This is a genomic window from uncultured Anaerofustis sp., from assembly GCF_938029165.1.
Classification (GTDB): domain Bacteria; phylum Bacillota; class Clostridia; order Eubacteriales; family Anaerofustaceae; genus Anaerofustis.
Window position 1 is genome coordinate 1 of sequence record NZ_CALHFB010000019.1, and the last position, 18,547, is coordinate 18,547.

19 protein-coding genes are annotated in these 18,547 nt (G+C 35.4%); 12 read left to right on the top strand and 7 right to left on the bottom strand.

Annotation, left to right across the window (positions count from 1 at the left end):
• Positions 1-434 (bottom strand): ATP-binding cassette domain-containing protein (locus Q0516_RS02140; RefSeq protein WP_294468682.1); only part of this gene is annotated, 434 nt, incomplete at its 3' end.
• A gap of 149 nt (positions 435-583) precedes the next feature.
• On the opposite strand from Q0516_RS02140, the gene Q0516_RS02145 reads away from it, so the two are divergent.
• The gene (locus tag Q0516_RS02145) at positions 584-1,120 is read left to right on the top strand and encodes a nitroreductase family protein (RefSeq protein WP_022288286.1); all 537 of its coding nucleotides are present in this window, start codon (positions 584-586) and stop codon (positions 1,118-1,120) included.
• Positions 1,121-1,330: 210 nt separating this feature from the next.
• Here Q0516_RS02145 and Q0516_RS02150 read toward each other — a convergent pair whose 3' ends face one another.
• The 3 genes from Q0516_RS02150 to Q0516_RS02160 all read right to left on the bottom strand — a co-directional run bounded on the left by Q0516_RS02150 (position 1,331) and on the right by Q0516_RS02160 (position 3,544).
• On the bottom strand, positions 1,331-2,329 hold the full coding sequence (locus Q0516_RS02150) for a GGGtGRT protein (RefSeq protein ID WP_294468653.1): 999 nt from the start codon (positions 2,327-2,329) through the stop codon (positions 1,331-1,333).
• Between the two features lie 15 nt (positions 2,330-2,344).
• Entirely contained in the window at positions 2,345-3,037 is a 693-nt protein-coding gene (locus Q0516_RS02155) for an iron-sulfur cluster assembly scaffold protein (protein WP_007049067.1), read from the bottom strand.
• A gap of 132 nt (positions 3,038-3,169) precedes the next feature.
• Positions 3,170-3,544, bottom strand: coding sequence for a metal-dependent transcriptional regulator (locus Q0516_RS02160; protein WP_294468658.1), 375 nt, complete (start codon positions 3,542-3,544; stop codon positions 3,170-3,172).
• 152 nt (positions 3,545-3,696) lie between these two features.
• Here Q0516_RS02160 and Q0516_RS02165 point away from each other — a divergent pair, with 152 nt between their 5' ends.
• The 3 genes from Q0516_RS02165 to Q0516_RS02175 all read left to right on the top strand — a co-directional run bounded on the left by Q0516_RS02165 (position 3,697) and on the right by Q0516_RS02175 (position 6,347).
• The gene (locus tag Q0516_RS02165) at positions 3,697-3,858 is read left to right on the top strand and encodes a FeoB-associated Cys-rich membrane protein (RefSeq protein ID WP_294468660.1); all 162 of its coding nucleotides are present in this window, start codon (positions 3,697-3,699) and stop codon (positions 3,856-3,858) included.
• 238 nt (positions 3,859-4,096) lie between these two features.
• Positions 4,097-4,330: a preprotein translocase subunit SecG gene (gene secG / locus Q0516_RS02170; protein WP_257481014.1), complete on the top strand. Its 234-nt coding sequence runs from the start codon at positions 4,097-4,099 to the stop codon at positions 4,328-4,330.
• A 37-nt stretch (positions 4,331-4,367) separates the two neighbouring features.
• On the top strand, positions 4,368-6,347 hold the full coding sequence (locus Q0516_RS02175) for a sodium-translocating pyrophosphatase (RefSeq protein ID WP_257481015.1): 1,980 nt from the start codon (positions 4,368-4,370) through the stop codon (positions 6,345-6,347).
• An 85-nt stretch (positions 6,348-6,432) separates the two neighbouring features.
• Here Q0516_RS02175 and Q0516_RS02180 read toward each other — a convergent pair whose 3' ends face one another.
• Positions 6,433-6,567 carry a hypothetical protein gene (locus Q0516_RS02180; protein WP_294468664.1) on the bottom strand — a complete coding sequence of 45 codons (135 nt, stop codon included), beginning with the start codon at positions 6,565-6,567 and terminating at the stop codon, positions 6,433-6,435.
• A 236-nt stretch (positions 6,568-6,803) separates the two neighbouring features.
• Between Q0516_RS02180 and Q0516_RS02185 the strand changes: the two genes are divergently transcribed.
• The 8 genes from Q0516_RS02185 to Q0516_RS02220 all read left to right on the top strand — a co-directional run bounded on the left by Q0516_RS02185 (position 6,804) and on the right by Q0516_RS02220 (position 15,258).
• Positions 6,804-8,039: an aminopeptidase P family protein gene (locus Q0516_RS02185; protein ID WP_294468666.1), complete on the top strand. Its 1,236-nt coding sequence runs from the start codon at positions 6,804-6,806 to the stop codon at positions 8,037-8,039.
• Positions 8,040-8,070: 31 nt separating this feature from the next.
• Positions 8,071-9,240, top strand: coding sequence for a cation:proton antiporter (locus Q0516_RS02190; RefSeq protein WP_294468668.1), 1,170 nt, complete (start codon positions 8,071-8,073; stop codon positions 9,238-9,240).
• A gap of 14 nt (positions 9,241-9,254) precedes the next feature.
• Complete coding sequence (alaS, locus tag Q0516_RS02195; RefSeq protein WP_294468671.1) at positions 9,255-11,879, top strand: alanine--tRNA ligase; 2,625 nt, start codon at positions 9,255-9,257, stop codon at positions 11,877-11,879.
• A gap of 74 nt (positions 11,880-11,953) precedes the next feature.
• Positions 11,954-12,223, top strand: coding sequence for an IreB family regulatory phosphoprotein (locus Q0516_RS02200; protein ID WP_257481027.1), 270 nt, complete (start codon positions 11,954-11,956; stop codon positions 12,221-12,223).
• A gap of 102 nt (positions 12,224-12,325) precedes the next feature.
• Positions 12,326-12,760 carry a Holliday junction resolvase RuvX gene (ruvX, locus tag Q0516_RS02205; protein ID WP_257481028.1) on the top strand — a complete coding sequence of 145 codons (435 nt, stop codon included), beginning with the start codon at positions 12,326-12,328 and terminating at the stop codon, positions 12,758-12,760.
• Entirely contained in the window at positions 12,761-13,006 is a 246-nt protein-coding gene (locus Q0516_RS02210) for a DUF1292 domain-containing protein (RefSeq protein WP_257481029.1), read from the top strand. It abuts the gene before it with no gap.
• An 8-nt stretch (positions 13,007-13,014) separates the two neighbouring features.
• Entirely contained in the window at positions 13,015-14,880 is a 1,866-nt protein-coding gene (locus tag Q0516_RS02215) for a ribonuclease J (RefSeq protein ID WP_294468676.1), read from the top strand.
• 18 nt (positions 14,881-14,898) lie between these two features.
• Positions 14,899-15,258: a YlbF family regulator gene (locus Q0516_RS02220; protein WP_257481031.1), complete on the top strand. Its 360-nt coding sequence runs from the start codon at positions 14,899-14,901 to the stop codon at positions 15,256-15,258.
• Between the two features lie 120 nt (positions 15,259-15,378).
• Here Q0516_RS02220 and Q0516_RS02225 read toward each other — a convergent pair whose 3' ends face one another.
• Both Q0516_RS02225 and abc-f read right to left on the bottom strand, forming a co-directional pair.
• A complete protein-coding gene (locus tag Q0516_RS02225) occupies positions 15,379-15,855 on the bottom strand; it encodes a hypothetical protein (protein WP_294468678.1) in 477 nt (158 codons plus the stop codon).
• 104 nt (positions 15,856-15,959) lie between these two features.
• The gene (gene abc-f / locus Q0516_RS02230) at positions 15,960-17,441 is read right to left on the bottom strand and encodes a ribosomal protection-like ABC-F family protein (protein WP_294468680.1); all 1,482 of its coding nucleotides are present in this window, start codon (positions 17,439-17,441) and stop codon (positions 15,960-15,962) included.
• Between the last annotated feature and the right edge of the window lie 1,106 nt (positions 17,442-18,547).

The following is an 18,547-nucleotide window of genomic DNA, read 5'->3' on the forward strand; positions in this document are numbered from 1 at the left end:
TGCTGCTCGCCGCCTGAAAGCTGGGAGGGAAAGTTGTTCATTCTGTCCTCGAGTCCCACTTTTTTCAGCACTTCTTCAGGCTGTGAGGCATGTGCGCATATCTGTGTGGCAAGCTCTACATTTTCCTTGGCAGTAAGATTATTCACAAGGTTATAGAATTGAAAAACAAAGCCTATGTCATATCTGCGGTATGTTGTGAGCTGCTTTTTATTAAAAGTGGCAATGTCCTTGCCGTCAACAAGGATCTTGCCCTCGTCGCAGGTATCCATGCCGCCGAGCATATTAAGTATAGTAGTTTTTCCTGCACCGCTTGCGCCTACTATAACAGCAAATTCGCCTTTTTCTATCTCAAATGAAACACCGTCTGCGGCATTTATGGTTATCTCGCCCATTTTGTATCTTTTATAAACGTTCTCGAATTTTACAAAGCTCATAGTCTGCACCCCCATATTGTCTTTACGTTATTGTATCACAATAATATGAACATTTCAAGGGCTTTTGCTACTTGAAATGGTGGAAGTGATATGTTATAATTGTATCTGAAATAGGCGTGAGCCTCACATTTTGACAAGGAGAGATATAAATGGAATTTCAGAAGCTTATTGAAAGCAGAAGAAGCATAAGAAAATATGACGGCAGTAAAAAGGTAACAAAAGAGCAGATAGAAACGCTCATAGCTGCCGCAACAGAAGCACCATCGTGGAAAAACTCTGAAACTGCAAGGTATTACTGCGTTCTCAGTGACGAGATGACAAAGAGGGTAAGAGAGGAGTGCTTGCCTGGATTTAACAGAGAAAGGTCAGAAAATGCGGCGCTTCTTGTAACGACTTTTGTACATACAAGAGCAGGTTTTGACAAAGAGGGTGATCCTGATAATGAAGTCGGCAATGGCTGGGGTTTTTACGATCTTGGTCTGCACAATGAGATACTTCTTCTCAAAGCGGCTGAGCTTGGCTTAGGCTCGCTTGTAATGGGCATCAGGGATGGAGAAAAGCTCCGTGAGGTGCTTGAAATACCTGAAAGCGAGATCGTAGTATCGGTTATAGCCGTTGGCTATCCAGCAGAAGCCCCTGCCAGACCTAAAAGGAGAGCTGTTGAGGATATTGCAAAGTTCTTTTAATATGGGAGTTATGCAGTTTTTAGCTTGTATTTGTGATATTGACCTTCCTGCGCTTTAGTTTGGTCGTCAGACCTTTCTTACAGCATGGGGAGGTCTTTTTGTGCATAAAAATAAGGCGTTAGAACAAAATCTAACGCCTTACTGATATTCTTTTGAACACGAAGTCTTATCGTTGTCCACATTACAAGACTTGTGAAGTGGTTTAAAACCTTACTTCATAGCCTCTTCAACTGCAACTGCGCAAGCAACTGTAGCACCAACCATTGGGTTGTTGCCCATGCCGATAAGACCCATCATCTCAACGTGTGCAGGAACTGAAGAAGAACCAGCAAACTGAGCGTCGCTGTGCATTCTTCCCATTGTATCTGTCATACCATAAGAAGCAGGACCAGCAGCCATGTTATCTGGGTGCAGAGTTCTACCTGTTCCTCCGCCTGAAGCTACTGAGAAGTATTTCTTGCCCTTCTCAAGTCTTTCCTTCTTGTATGTACCTGCAACTGGGTGCTGGAATCTTGTTGGGTTTGTTGAGTTACCTGTGATAGATACGTCAACACCTTCTTTGTGCATGATAGCAACGCCTTCTCTAACATCATCAGCGCCGTAACATCTTACTTTAGCTCTAGGACCGTCAGAGTAAGCTGTTTCGTTTACGATGTTTAACTCTCCTGTGTAGTAATCAAATTTTGTTTGTACATATGTGAAGCCATTGATTCTAGAGATGATTTGAGCAGCGTCTTTACCAAGACCGTTTAAAATTACTCTCAAGTCTTTGTTTCTAACTTTGTTAGCTGAGTTAGCGATACCGATAGCACCTTCTGCTGCAGCAAATGATTCGTGACCTGCAAGGAAAGCGAAACATTCTGTTTCTTCGGAAAGCAACATACTTGCAAGGTTACCGTGACCTAAACCAACTTTTCTGTCATCTGCAACCGAACCCGGAATACAAAATGCTTGTAGACCTTCACCTATAACTTTTGCAGCTTCTACAGCAGTAGTAGCTCCTCTTTTAATAGCAAGTGCAGCACCTACTATGTAAGCCCAACATGCGTTTTCAAAACAAATAGGTTGGATTCCTTTTACTATAGCTGCAACGTCGATACCTTTATCATCACAGATTTGTTTTGCTTCTTCAAGTGACTTGATACCGTCTTTATTTAAAGCTTCTTCAATTTGTTTAATTCTTCTTTCGTAACTTTCAAATAATGCCATTTTATTTCCTCCCTCCTACTCGTTTCTTGGGTCGATTGTTTTTACTGCTTCATCGAATCTACCATATTTACCGCTGGCTTTTTCGATAGCTTCCATAGCATCGACACCTTTTTTAATGTTTTGCATCATAACACCTAGGTTTACATATTTATAACCGATGATTTCATCGTTTTTATCTAAACCGATTTCTGTTATATAACCTTCAGATAATTCTAAGTATCTAGGTCCTTTTTTAGTTGTTGCATAGCAAGTACCTGTTTGACTTCTATGTCCTTTACCTAAATCTTCAAGACCTGCTCCGATTGCAAGACCGCCTTCAGAGAATGCTGATTGGCTTCTTCCGTAAACTATTTGTAAGAATAATTCTCTCATAGCTGTGTTGATAGCATCACAAACAAGGTCTGTGTTTAATGCTTCAAGTAAAGTTTTACCGATCAAGATTTCACTTGCCATAGCAGCTGAATGTGTCATTCCCGAACAGCCGAGTGTCTCAACCAAAGCTTCTTCGATGATACCGTCTTTAATGTTTAAAGTCAGTTTACAAGCTCCTTGTTGAGGTGCACACCAACCAACACCGTGTGTAAGACCGCTGATATCTTTGATTTCTTTTGACTGTACCCATTTACCTTCTTCAGGGATAGGTGCAGGTCCATGATTTGCGCCTTTTTTAACTACGCACATGTTTTCTACTTCTGTTGTATAAATCATATTTACCTCCTAATAAACTTCACAAATGTATATTTGTCTTTTAAAGTCCAATTCATTTTAACATAATATTTCTTCACTTTCAATTAAACTTTTGTCAAAAAAAATAAAAAAACAGAGAAAGTAATTCTCTGCTTATTTTTCCATACATTTCTTTGCATGTTCTTTGATTTTTTCAAAGCTGTCAGCACTTATTACATGTTCCATCCTGCATGCATCTTCCATGGCAGTTTTTTCTTCAACGCCCAAGGTTATTAAAAATTTCCCGAGGGTCATATGCTTCTCGTAAACCGCTCCCGCAACTTCTCTGCCTTCTTTCGTGAGTTTTATAAGACCGCTTTCATCAACTGTTATATATCCTTTTTCTTTAATCAGTTTTATGGCTCTCGATACACTGGGCCTGGAAAAATCAAGTTCATTTGCAATGTCTATCGATCTGACATTGCCATTTCTTTTTTGTAAGATAAGTATCGTTTCCAAATAGTTTTCTTGTGATTCTTTAGTTTTCATATAATATTACTCCGTAAAAATAATTACATTCATTATATCATAAATTTTATTTTGTCAATAAAAATATTCGATAATGTATTAATATTCGTATTAATAATGTATATATATGATGTTTTATGATAAAATTAAGAAAAACGTTTTAGGAGACAGATATGAATTTAAGTTCTTATATAATACTCGGTATCATATTAATTTTGTTTTTATTTGCTTTGATAAAAGTAATCAAAAATAGGGGGAAGTGTAACTGCGGATGTGAAGACTGTCCGAGCAGGGGAAGTTGTTATGGGGAGAAGGAGAAAACAAAAGATAATTAATTTTTCATATATTAAAAATTTAAGTTATAGAGTTATATATAATAATTTCAAATAAATAATAACAAATCTTACATTATTATATAAGCTTAATATAAATTAACAAAATTTCAAAACCGAGATATTGTCACATTAATCAAAAAATAGAACAAAATCTTTCAAAAAAATCAAAAATTTCTTTGTTTTAGAGGTTTCATATGATATAATATGAAACTGCAAGATTTATATTTAGGAGGATAAAATGACAACAGTATTATTAGTATTCATGGTAATCTCAAGCATTACACTAATAGGTAGTGTTCTTTTACAAGAAGGCTCTTCAGCCGGAATGGGAAGTGCTATTTCAGGTGGTGCGGAAGGATTATTCGGTAAAAAGAAAGCTCATGGCATGCAGGGTTTACTCAATAAAATAACTTTGGTATCAGCTATAGTATTCTTTATTTCAATTTTTGTTTTTAACCTTCTAGCAAAATAACAAACAATATTTAAAATAACAATTTCGGAGGAAAAAAATGTTCAGTGTAGAAACTCTAAAGTTTTTTGCCCCAGTTGCGGGTATTATAGCGCTTTTATTTGCGTTATATCTTGCTTCTTCAATCAAAAAGGTTGATGAAGGAACTGACAGGATGAAAGAAATTTCATCTCATATTCACGAAGGTGCGATGGCATTCTTAACAAGCGAATATAAATATATAGTTGTATTTGCTGTAGTATTATTTGTAGTATTATTTGCTTTAATCGGATGGGAAACAGCAGTTTGTTTCGTTGTCGGTGCACTTTTCTCTGTTTTAGCGGGATTCTTTGGTATGCAGGTTGCTACTAAAGCTAACTCTAGAACAGCAGCACAAGCTAAAGACAAAGGCATGGGTGCTGCATTAAAAGTTGCTTTTAACGGCGGAAGCGTTATGGGGCTATGTGTTGTAGGTCTTGGTGCTCTCGGTGTAAGCATAGTTTACATGATTTTCGGTAATGTAAATATAATCACAGGTTTCGGACTTGGTGCTTCTTCTATCGCTTTATTCGGTAGAGTTGGCGGTGGTATTTATACAAAAGCTGCCGATGTTGGTGCTGACCTCGTTGGTAAAGTCGAAGCCGGTATCCCTGAAGATGACCCTAGAAACCCTGCTGTTATCGCGGATAACGTAGGTGACAATGTAGGGGACGTTGCAGGTATGGGTTCTGACTTATTCGAATCTTATGTAGGTTCTATCATCTCTGCTATGACTCTAGGCGGATTACTACTTGGTTCAGTGGAATCAATCATGTTCCCTCTAGCTCTTGCTGCGGTTGGTATCATCTCTTCTATTATCGGTTCTTTATTCGTTAAAGGCGGAGAAAATTCCGACCCACATAAAAGCTTAAACATGGGTACATATGTTAGCGGTATTTTAGTACTTATTGCTGCTTATTTCTTAACAACAAGCTTACTTAACGATATTACATATTTCTATGCAATCGTTGCTGGTCTAGCCTGCGGTATCTTGATTGGTAAAGTTACCGAAGTTTATACTTCTGATCAATATAAATCAGTAAAGAAAATAGCTCAGCAAAGTGAAACAGGTGCAGCTACGACTATCATTAGCGGTCTTGCCGTAGGTATGATGTCAACAGCTATTCCTATTATTTTAATCGTTGCCGCTATCTTACTTTCTTATAATTTAGCTACAGAAGGTCTATATGGTATCGCTCTTGCTGCTGTAGGTATGCTTTCAACGGCAGGTATGACTATCGCTGTAGATGCTTACGGTCCGATAGCCGATAATGCAGGCGGTATCGCTGAAATGGCAGAACTTGACGATTCTGTAAGAAACATCACTGATAAACTTGACAGCGTTGGTAACACAACTGCTGCTATCGGTAAAGGTTTCGCTATAGGTTCAGCTGCTCTAACTGCTTTAGCATTATTCGCTTCTTATTCAACAGCAGTCGGTATCAAAGCAATCGACTTACTTGACGTAAAAGTTATTGCCGGTTTATTCATCGGCGGTATGCTTCCATACGTATTCTCTTCTTTAACAATGGAAGCTGTTGGTAATGCGGCTAACAAAATGATTGAAGAAGTTAGAAGACAATTTAGAGAAATCCCAGGTATCATGGAAGGTAAAGGCAAACCTGAATATTCTACATGCGTAGAAATATCAACTCAAGCTGCCTTAAAAGAAATGATAATCCCAGGACTTCTTGCAGTTATCGTTCCTCTAGCTGTAGGATACTTCCTTGGCGCTACTGCTTTAGGCGGTCTTCTTGCAGGTGCACTTGTAACAGGTGTATTAATGGCTATTCAAATGGCTAACTCAGGCGGTGCTTGGGATAATGCCAAGAAATACATCGAAGGCGGAGCTCACGGCGGAAAAGGCAGTGACGCACATGCCGCTGCGGTTGTGGGAGATACAGTAGGGGATCCATTCAAAGATACTTCAGGTCCATCACTTAATATCTTGATTAAGCTTATGACTATCGTAGCTTTGGTATTTGCTCCACTATTTATGTAATAAATTATTAATAAAATAATACTGAATTTAAAAAGACCCTTTATATAAAAGGGTCTTTTTTATTTAATTTAAATTAAATTTTAAATTATCTACATTCTTTATTGTTTTTGTTAGATTGATTTTGATTATTTTTGTTTGACTGGTTTTGTTCGTTTTTGTTAGATTGGTTTTGGTTATTTTGATTAGATTGATTTTGGTTGTTTTTATTTTTATTACTCATTTTAATAATCTCCTTTTCTTAATTTTCTAATAATATTATTTCCTGAATTAAAAATTATATAGTAGGAAATTATAGGTTATTTTACTTTATTTTGATTTAAAAAAAATTTTTATAATTTGATATATATAAATTATTATATATATTCTTTTTATTTTTATAGTTTTTATATTCTTGATAAAAAAACTTTACTATGGTAAAATAAATAAGTTAATTACAAAGGAAAAAAGAGGCATTTTATGAATAATATAGATTTAAAAAACAGAAGGAAAAAAGTCCTTGATTATATGGAAAATAATTCAGCGGCAATAATTTTTTCCGGAGAATTGATAAAAAGCGAAAACGGTAATGATTATGAGTTTGAAGTAAACAGAGATTTTTATTATCTTACGGGGATTGATGAAGAAAATTCTATTCTTTTATTATATAAGGATAATGAAAATATTGAAGAAAAGCTGTTTATTCCAAAGAATGATGAGAAGTCTTCAAAATGGACGGGTATAAAGTTAAGCGTTCCCGAAGCGATGGCAATAAGCGGTATCGAAAAAGTCTTATACCTTGGAGAGTTTGAAAAATATATAAACGATATAGGAAACAGACAAGACCTTCAAAGGATATATTCATTGATAGACGAGACAAATAACGATGAGAATTATAATTTAAATCTTAGGATGTTTAAACAAATGTATAAGGTTTTTGATAATGTAGAATTTTATAATTTAAAAAGATGTTTGAATGAACTTAGAGAAGTCAAGAACCAATATGAAGTTAAATGTATTTATGAAGGTGCAAAAAATTTAAAAACAGCTATTAACATGGCTATGAAAATCACAAAACCGGGGATAAAAGAAGCTGAAATCGCTGCTACAATAGATTATGTATCAAGAAAAAACGGAGATACAATACCTTTCCCGACTATAGTAGCGAGCGGTAAAAATGCTACTACTCTTCATTATATAAAATGCAGAGATAAAGTCAAAGAAGGTGATTTGGTTTTACTTGACTGCGGGAGCGGTGTAGATAAGTACAGTGCCGATGTAAGCAGGACTTATCCTGTAAGCGGTAAATTTACTAAACTTCAGAAAGTATTATACGATTTGGTTTTAAGAGCCAATAAAGCTGTTATAGAGAATGTTAAACCCGGAGTGACACTGTCAAAGTTAAATGATATAGTCATAGATATTTATGAAGACGGTCTAAGAGAACTTGGGCTTATAAAAACGAGAGAAGAAGTCAATGATTATTATTATCACTTCGTATCTCACTTTATCGGACTTAACTGCCATGACCCTTTTGAAAAAGATAAACCTCTGGTTCCTGGAAATGTCATTACCGTTGAACCCGGTCTTTATTTTGAAAAAGAAGGTATCGGGATAAGGATAGAAGATAATGTTCTTGTTACAAATGACGGATATGCTCTTTTAACTAAGGATATAATCAAAGAAGCAGAAGATATAGAAGCTTTTATGAATTAAGCAAAGGAAAGTTGTTAACTGGGGTGTAGAAATGGATGAATTATTAACTCTCGGATTATTTATTGCATGCGGTTTTATTGCAAGTAAGATTTGCGGTAAGTTTAGACTGCCTGCTGTGACTGGGTATTTATTAGCCGGTCTTATTCTGGGGGTATCGTTTTTTAGCGTAGTTCCGAAAAATATACTTACAGAGCTTAACTTTTTGCAGGATATAGCTCTTGGATTTATAGCCTTTAATATAGGAGAGAGTTTTAATATAGATAAGATAAAAAGCCTTGGCAGCGGGGTAGTGCTTATAACAATCGTTCAGGCGAGCGTTACGATCATCGTTGTTACTCTCGGTGTATTTTTAGCTACCTCTGATTTACCTTTATCGATAGTGTTCGGTGCTCTTTCCGCCGCTACGGCTCCTGCCGCAACGGTAAATGTCATCAAGCAGTATAAAGCTAAGGGTAAACTTACCAATACCATACTTACCGTTGTAGCGTTGGATGATGCGGTTTGTCTGTTTCTTTTCAGTATCGCATGTGCGGTTTCCGAATCGATGATAAACGGGCATTTCAATCTGTACAGTGCACTTATTTCACCTCTTATAGAGATAGTGTTGTCTCTTGGTATAGGTGCAGTTATCGGTATAGCATTCTGTTTTGTTGAAAGAAAAATCAGAAGGGATAAATCACAAGTCCTTATTATAAGCTGTGCTTCTGTCCTTGTAGGAACGGGGCTTGGTATTTATTTTGAATTATCGTCTATTTTGATTTGTATGGCTGTGGGAAGCGTTATTGCAAATTACTGTTCAAGATATGACAGAGTATTTGCTCTTACCGAAGAAGCGGTAAACCCTATATATGTGATTTTCTTTGTTCTTGCAGGCTACAGCCTTGATTTAAAGGTCGTACTGAGTCTCGGACTTATCGGTATAGCTTTTGTCGTTTCAAGGTTTATAGGTAAGATACTCGGTGCATTCCTCGGATGTGAAATGGCAAGGACAGATAAAGTTACAAGGAATTATCTCGGTATGGGTTTAATGCCTATGGCGGGAGTCGGCGTCGGACTGGCTGTTGCGGCCGCAAGGATGATGCCCGATTACGGTCCGTTATTTTTAAATATTATAATGGGCGCAACATTTATTTTTGAAATCACAGGTCCTATACTTACGGCAAAAGGACTTAAAAAATCAGGAGATATAAGTATTAAATAATTTGGGAGAAATATATGGAAAAATATTCATTAAACGAACTTAGAAAAATGTTTTTGGAATTCTATGAAAGCAAAGGACATTTAAGGCTTGAGAGCTTTTCTTTGGTGCCTCATAACGATAAAAGCCTGCTACTTATAAATTCGGGAATGGCACCTTTAAAACCATATTTTATAGGTGAAGAAGTCCCTCCGAAGAAAAGAGTGACTACATGTCAAAAGTGTATCAGGACACCTGATATAGATAACGTAGGTAAGACTGCCAGACACGGTACTTTTTTTGAAATGCTGGGTAATTTCTCATTTGGTGACTACTTTAAAAAAGAAGCTATAGCTTTTGCATGGGAATTCCTAACCGAAAAAATCGGTTTGGATAAGGACAAGCTTTATGTTTCGGTTTATGAAAATGATGATGAAGCAGCAGAAATTTGGAAAAATGATATCGGACTTACAGATGATAGGATAACAAGGCTAGGTAAAGAAGATAACTTTTGGGAAATCGGTTTGGGACCATGCGGACCATGCAGTGAAATATATGTGGACAGGGGAGAAGAATACGGCTGTGACAGCCCTACCTGCGGTGTAGGCTGTGACTGTGACAGATATATGGAAGTATGGAACCTTGTGTTCACTCAATTCGATAAGGATAAAGAAGGTAATTACAACAAACTTGAACATCCCAATATCGATACGGGTATGGGACTTGAAAGACTTGCCGCATACGTTCAGGAAGTGGACAATATTTTTGAAGTGGATACTATCAGATATATCCTTGATTATATATGTGAAATATCAGGCAAGAAATATGGTGAAAACGAAAATGACGATGTTTCAATAAGAGTTATTACCGACCATATCAGAAGCAGTGTATTTATGGCAAGCGACGGTATTTTGACTTCCAACGAAGGAAGAGGATACGTTCTTAAGAGGATTTTAAGAAGAGCAATGAGACACGGGAAACTTCTCGGTATCGAAGGTCATTTTATGGAAGGCGTTGCCAAAAAGGTAATTGAAATTTCAGGAGAAGCTTATCCTGCTTTAAAAGAAAAAGAAACTACCATATTAAAGCTTATAAATATCGAAGAAGAAAAGTTCAATGAAACGGTAAATCAAGGTCTAAGCATGATCGACGAACTTATCGAAAATCTAAAGGGAGATACTTTAGACGGTCTGGATGCTTTCAAATTATATGATACCTACGGTTTCCCTCTTGAACTGACAGAAGAGATACTCGAAGAAAAAGGACTTAAAGTAGATAAAGACGGTTTTGAAAAGGCAATGCAGGAACAAAAGGATAAGGCGAGAAATGCCAGAAGCAACAAAGAAATCGTCAGCTATAAAGGTGATTTGACAAACTTTATCGCAAATCTTCCAAGCACCGAATTTACCGGATATGAAAGCCTTTACGATAAAGGTAAGATAATCGAAATCATTAAAGATAATGAAGCTATGGATACATTGAACGAAGGCGAAAGCGGTCTTGTTATCTTCGACAGGACACCTTTCTACGCTACAAGCGGGGGACAGGTCCACGATATCGGTAAGATAGAAGATGATAAAGTAAACGCTAAAGTCAAGAGCGTAACAAAGAGCGGAGATAAATTCGTTCATGAAGTGGAAATCATTTCCGGAAGTCTCGAAGTAGATAAAGAGTACAGTATGACGGTAGATAAACAAAACAGACTAAATACCGAGAGAAATCACTCCGCTACTCATCTTCTTCATAAAGCCTTAAAAGAAGTGTTGGGTGAACATGTAAATCAGGCGGGTTCTTATGTAGACAGCGAAAGACTTAGATTTGACTTTTCTCATTTTGAAAAAGTTACGAATGAGGAACTTGATGAAATAGAAATAAGAGTTAACAGCGAAATCTTAAATAAAGATGAAGTAAATTATTTTGAAACAAATATAGATGAAGCCAGAAAGCTCGGTGCTACCGCTCTATTCGGTGAAAAGTACGGAAGTAAGGTCAGAGTAGTTAAAATGGGGGATTATTCCATAGAGCTTTGCGGCGGCTGTCACGTAAATAATACAAATGATATAAGTATGTTTAAGATACTTTCCGAAAGTTCCGTTGCAAGCGGAGTAAGAAGGATAGAAGCCATAACGGGAAAATGTGCTATCGAAGAAAGTTTGGAAAAATATCATGAGCTTCAGACAATAAAAGACAAATTAAGACTAAATAATAATAATATAATAGAAAAAGTAGATGAACTACTAAATAAGAACAAATCTTTATTAAAAGAACTTGAAGCATTCAGAAAAGAAGCAAATAAAGATGTTGTTTCGGGCATCATAGACAATGCTTTTGATGTAAATGGAACAAAATGTGTATTTGCAAAAGTAGACGGTCTTAATATGAATGATCTTAGAGAACTTAGTGATAAAGTCAAAGATAAGGTCGAAAACGTGATTGTATTCCTAGTTAGCGTGTCGGGAGAAAAAGGATTTATGATTGCTTCCGCGTCTAAAGAGACAGTCAAAAGCGGATTTAACTGCGGTAAGTTCATTAAAGACGTTGCAGTAAGTATCGGAAGCGGCGGAGGCGGCAGACCCGATATGGCTCAGGCAGGGATAAAAGACATTTCAAAAGCGGATATGGCTTTAGAAAATGCAAAAGGATTTATTAAAGAAAGATTATAAATTGTTAAGAAAACAATAAAAAACTTGAATAATTATAATTTATAATGTAAAATTTATTATAGGTAGGTGATATTATGGGAACAAGTAACAGTAATAGCAATTATACAATGCAGTTCAGCGTGGACAACGATCGTTCAAAACTTATAGAAGAAACTATCAAAAAAGTAAAAGCGGCATTGGAAGAAAAAGGATACAATCCTGTCAATCAATTAGTAGGTTATATAATGAGTGGAGACCCAACATATATTACCTCTTATAAAGATGCGAGAAAGCTTATAAGGCAAATCGAGAGAGATGAGATTTTAGAGCTCGTTTTGTATAAGTATTTAATGGATTGTGAATAGTAAAAGTACGTTTAAATAAAACTGAAAATTTTTATACTAAAACCTACTTATTTAAAACATAAGTAGGTTTTAGTTGCTATTTGTAAAAAGAAGGAGAAATTGTTGAAGAAAAGGATATTAGCTCTTGATTACGGAGACAGCCGTATAGGCGTTGCCGTAAGCGATGCACTGCATATCACCGCACAGGGAATATGTGTGATAAAGAGGACAAAGAACATAGAAGAAGACATTGAAAAGATAAAAAAATACATAAAAGAATATGACACAGGACTTGTTATCTTGGGTCATCCTTTGAATTTAAGCGGTGAGAGAGGCACAAGAGCCTTGGTCACCGAAGAATTTTGTGATATTTTAAAAGGAAAAATAGATATCCCCGTTGAACTCTGGGATGAAAGGCTTTCCACAAAAGAAGCCGAGAGAGCTTTGGAAGCCGGCGGAGTCAACTGGAGAAAAAAAAGAGAAGTAATTGATATGATGGCTGCACAGATTATTTTATCATCATATCTTGATTATAATAATAATTTAGGAGGTTTTTAAATGAGTGAAGAACAACAAATAGACGTGATCGTTCTAAAGAACGAAGAAGGGGAAGAGATTTCTTTTTTAGTGGAAGATGAATTTGAATTTGAAGATAAGTCATATTTGGTTTTATATGAAGAAGATAATGATGAGGATGCGTATCTATTCATTATCGAAGAAGAAGACGAAGATAATTTAGTGGTTAAAGAAGTTACGGACGAGGACGAATTTAATAGAGTTAGTGAGTTTTACTACAGCGAGTAAGGTATAAAATGGCATTTAGAAAAAATAATTTTGAAGCAACACCTTTAACAAATGTAAAACAAATTGAAACGGAAGAAAAACCATTGCTTCCGAAACAAAAAAAAGAAACTAACACTACTAATGAGACTAAGTCCAGAACAAGAAGAAATACTAACCAAAGAAGAAAACCAAGAACGGTAAAGAAAGACGATAATAATAAGTCAAATAACAATCAGCCGGCTAAAAAGTTAAAAGTCATTCCGCTGGGGGGACTTGGCGAAATCGGCAAGAACCTTACGGTTTTTGAAACCGAAGATGATATAGTTATAGTTGACTGCGGTCTTAAATTCCCCGATGAAGATATGTACGGTATCGATATAGTAATACCTGAGTTTACGTATCTTATCGAAAACAGAAATAAAATAAGAGGTCTTTTCATAACACATGGTCATGAAGACCATATTGGAGCTATCCCTTATTTATTAAAACAGATAAATATCCCTATCTACGGAACGAAGCTTACAATAGGTTTACTGAAAAGAAAACTTACAGAGCACGGACTTGACGAGAGTGCCAAGCTTCATATAGTAAAACAAGGTCATATAGTTAAGGTAAAAGGTTTCAGTGTTGAATTCGTAACATCGAACCATTCTATACCCGACAGCTGTGCGCTTTATATCAAGTCAAACTGCGGAACGGTTTTCCATACAGGAGACTTCAAAGTGGATTATACACCTGTAGACAATCAGCAGATTGACCTTCAAAGAATGGCTGCGATAGGTGCGGAAGGTGTAGATTTACTCATAGCCGACAGTACCAATGCGGAAAGAGACGGACATGCAAAATCGGAAGCAAGCGTAGGGAAGACTTTTAATACACTTTTCAAAGAAGGTGCAAACAAGAGGATAATCCTTGCTACATTTGCTACGAATGTGCATAGGGTCCAGCAGGTATTTGACGCTGCAAAGAAATTCAAAAGAAAAGTAGCGATAAGCGGAAGAAGTATGGTGAATGTTATCGGAGTTGCAAAAGAGCTTAAGTATCTTAAATTCAACGATAACATTATGATTGAACTCAATGACGTAGATAATTATGCTCCCGAACAAGTAGTGATTTTAACTACGGGTTCACAGGGAGAGCCTATGGCTGCACTCAGCAGGATGGCTAACGGTGAACACAGACAGTTTAAAATAACGAATGAAGATTATGTAATAATCTCCGCTACACCTATACCGGGTAATGAAAAAACAGTTGCGGATGTAATAAATAATTTATTTGAGCTTGGAGCGGATGTGGTATATCAAGGTGCAGAAGGTATACACGTTTCGGGACATGCTCAAAAAGAAGAATTGAAATTGATGCACTCCATTATCAAACCTAAATATTTCATGCCTGCCCACGGCGAATATAAAATGCTTTCAAAGCATAAAGATTTGGCTATGGAGCTTGGTATGAAAGAAGAAAATATTTTCGTTATGAAAAACGGAGATATACTTGAAATAGGCGATAAAGCAAAAGTAAACGGAGAAGCTCCGAACGGACTTATAATGATTGACGGTCTCGGTATCGGAGACGTCGGAAACATAGTCCTAAAGGACAGAAAGAAACTAAGCGAAGACGGTCTTTTCGTCGTAGTTGTTTCTCTTACCAAAGAGAGAGTCGTAAGCGGTCCTGGCATCGTATCTCGTGGATTTGTATACATGAGAGAAAGTGAAGAGCTTTTAAACGGTGCTAAAGATAAGGCTAAGAAAGTATTAAATAAGTATAAAGACAGATTATTTGACTATAACAGCATTAAAGCTGATATGAAATATGAGCTTGAGAAGTATTTATATGATAATACTAAGCGCAGACCTATGATTTTACCTATACTTATGTATGTTAAAATAGATTAATTTATAGGAGGAATTATAATGAATGTTTATGACAAGGCTAATGATTTAGCAAAGGCAATCAAGGAAAGCGATGAATTCAAAAGGTATAAGGATGCTGCGGTAAAAGTAGACCAAAACGAAGAACATAAAAAGATGATAAAGAATTTTATGGATTTTCAATATGAATTCTATTTGGCTCAAATGAAAGGCGAACAGCCGGATGAAAAAAGAGTCGAAGAATTTAATATACTTTACAGCACCATATCAAACATATCCGATATCAAGGAATTCATGGAAGCTCAAATGTTCTTCGCGAGGGTTATGGAGGATATCCAAAAGACCGTTGCGGAAGCGAGCGATACGGGGCTTGCGTTCTTAAATGAATTGGTAGGTAAATAATTAAAAGCAGTAAGCTTAGCTTGCTGCTTTTTTATGTGTCGATTTCATAGAAAAATATTTCATTATTACCTTCATCATATACAATCATGGAAATATCAAAGGAACATGCATTATCTAAATCTACATCTTTAATGGACTTATATTTCCCTCCGGATAGTCTCCTGCATTTCTGTCAATCAAATAATAATAGCCTTTTTTTATTTCCTCTGGGAAAGTCACGACTGTTTTACTTATATAGTATTCCTCAGATCCTATTTCTATATCTTCATCATCACTAAAGTATTCTTTTATAAGTTTTTTTATGTTATTTGTCACAGGCAATTTATTTACACTTTTCTTAAAAAAGGTTTTTCTAAATTCTTTATTTCCTTTATCCGATAATTTTAATACTCCGTAAGTCATCCCATCTCCGAGAAAACCTCCATGAGTATTTTTATAGTATATTACTGCACTGTCACTCGGGATAGGCATTTTCATCCTGTCTGCAATTTCTGATACTTTATTGACCTCATCTGTAAAAATAGGGAGATTAAAAAATCCGTTGATCGCAAGTATAGTTACAATAAAATAGAGTATGACTTTTATTTTTTTATTCATAATTCCCTCCTGCATTTATTATAACTCAAGAGAGGATAGATATCTAAAATTTAACTGTTTGTTAATTTTATTAATATAATTATAATGCTGTTTTAAGGATAATTTTATCCCAGTTCCACCACCTTACTTCCGACCTTCTCTATAAAAGCCTTATCATGTTCCACTATTATCATGGTTGGTTTGTATTTTAAGATAACGTCTTCGATTTGCATCCTTGAAAAAACATCTATAAAATTCAGAGGCTCGTCCCATATATAAAGGTTTGCTCTTTCCGTAAGGCTCTTTGCTATAAGGACTTTTTTCTTCTGCCCGGAGCTTAAATCTTCCAAATTCTTTTCAAATTCCGACCTTTCAAAGTCTAATTTCCTAAGATTTGTTTTAAAAATCGTCTCGTCGATACCGTTATCGAAACAAAAGTCCTTAAAACTGCCCTTTAAAAAAGATGTATCCTGAGAAATATAAGATATTTTTAGTTTGCTTCCCTTATATAAATCTCCCGAGTATTTTATATCCTCACCTAAAATCAGTTTTAAAATACTCGATTTCCCTGAACCGTTTTTTCCTTTTAAGATAACTCTGTCACCATTATTTACATTAAAAGTAACATCATGAACCGCTTCTTTATTGTCATAATATATATTTAAATGATTGAGCCTCAGAAGCAGATTTGTATGATATTCACTTGAAATTATTTTTAAATCTTCCTGTTTCTCGATATTTTTAAGAAGCTTTGATTTTTCTTCTATGGAAGCATTTTTTCTTTTTTCTATTGCCTTTGCCCTTTGCATCATTTTTGCGGATTTATGCCCTATAAAACCTCTGTCCGGTCTTAAACCTGAAATTCTTTTGTTATACTTTGTCTTTTCAACTTCATTTGACCAGCCGGTAGTTCTTCTGGCTGCCTCTGTTAACTTGGATATTTCACTTTTGAGTTTTTCGTTTTGTGTAAGTTCAAATTTATCTTCTTTTTCTTTATTTATAAAGTAAGAAGAAAAATTTCCTTTTTGTATATCTATTTTATTTCTGTTTATTGATATTATATGGTCTACGGAGTTATCCAAAAGATTTCTGTCGTGGGATACCAGTATAAATCCTTTTTTTGAATTCAAATATTTTGTAAGCTTTTCTCTTGCTTCCATATCCAAGTGGTTTGTCGGCTCGTCTATAAGTAAAAAGCTGTTTTCTTTTGTAAACAATGAAGCCAGCATTATTTTTACTCTCTCTCCTCCACTCAAGATATAAAATGGTCTATATAATACTTCTTCATCTACATTCAGTAAGTTGAGTTCCTTTGATATCTGCCAGTATTCGTAGTTAGGGTTGATATCTTCAACTATTTCTATTGCCATTTTACTTAAATCCTCTATTTCAAAGGGGAAATATTCAAAGTTTACCTTTGTATTTATAGTTCCTTTATAATCATATTTGCCCATGAGCAGATTTAAAAAAGTGGTCTTACCTCTTCCGTTTCTTCCTATAAGCCCTAGTTTCCATGTTGAATCTATATTAATACTTACATTTTCAAATATATTTTCATATGTTCCGTCGTAAGTAAAAGTTAAATTATTTATATTTATTATTGACATATCATTACCTCCTTTAAATCAATAAAACCGCAAGAAAATCAATTCTTGCGGTCTAATAGCAGGTAATAAGATAATAAATATATCATACCCATATTTTATATATGACTAATAGATTTGAAAGAATATATGATTTTCTTGCTCTTAACATACAAAAATAAAGATACTAAAAATAATATTATTTTGTATGTTTCCCTTTTTACTAGCAAGAAAAATTAAACATCCTTTCATCTCCAATCTTTTTTTATTTCTAAAATGAATATAGCATTACTTTTTATTTTTGTCAATGAGTATTTTCTTTAATAAAGAAAATACATTTAAGGGGTGCTGCCCCTAAAACCCCGCAAAGTTTTTTCCGAAGAAAAAAAACTTTGAGAAAAATTCTTCCACTGCGTGGTGCTAAAGCCTTCGGCAAAAGAGATCTTTAACTTACCTAAGTAAATCAACCGCTATTTACTTAAAAGAGTTATTATCTATTAGAACAAAATAATTTTTTAAAGAGGAGGGGATAGCTTCTCTTCCAAGGAATGCTACCCGCATTCCTTGGAAATCGAGAAGCATAGAAGCCATCACGGCGATTGAGTGAAAGATTTTTATCAATATTGTGACTATTTTAAGATTTCAAAGAAATCTTGCTAAGTTTAATTTATTAAACTTAGACATGCTTAAGCATGTTAAATAACATGAGCAAATTTGCGTTAGCAAGATTTGAGAATTTATGTAACAATAATTCGTAATTTTTCTTATGAAAACTTACTCTTGTTGACCTCTGTGCTTTGCTCAGTGAAATCTTAACTAAAGTTAAGATTTCTAAAACTCCTTTGGAGTTTTGGGTCAGTCACAGAATGGACAAAACGACCCCGCAAGGTACGGTGTCTAAAGCTTCATAGAAGAGATATTAAACTTATGATTGTACATAAAAAATTATAAGCTTTAATAAAATATAAACTTTTTATATAACTGGGGTTGGGCAGCGACTGTTCCCTGAAAATCGGGTAGATTTTCAGAGGAAATCCAGTCGCTAAAAGCCACCGCGGCTTGAGCGGCGTCTTTTAATCCAAAAATTTGGACGAGCAAATTTTTGGTGGGGTGCGGGGCGAAACCCCGCA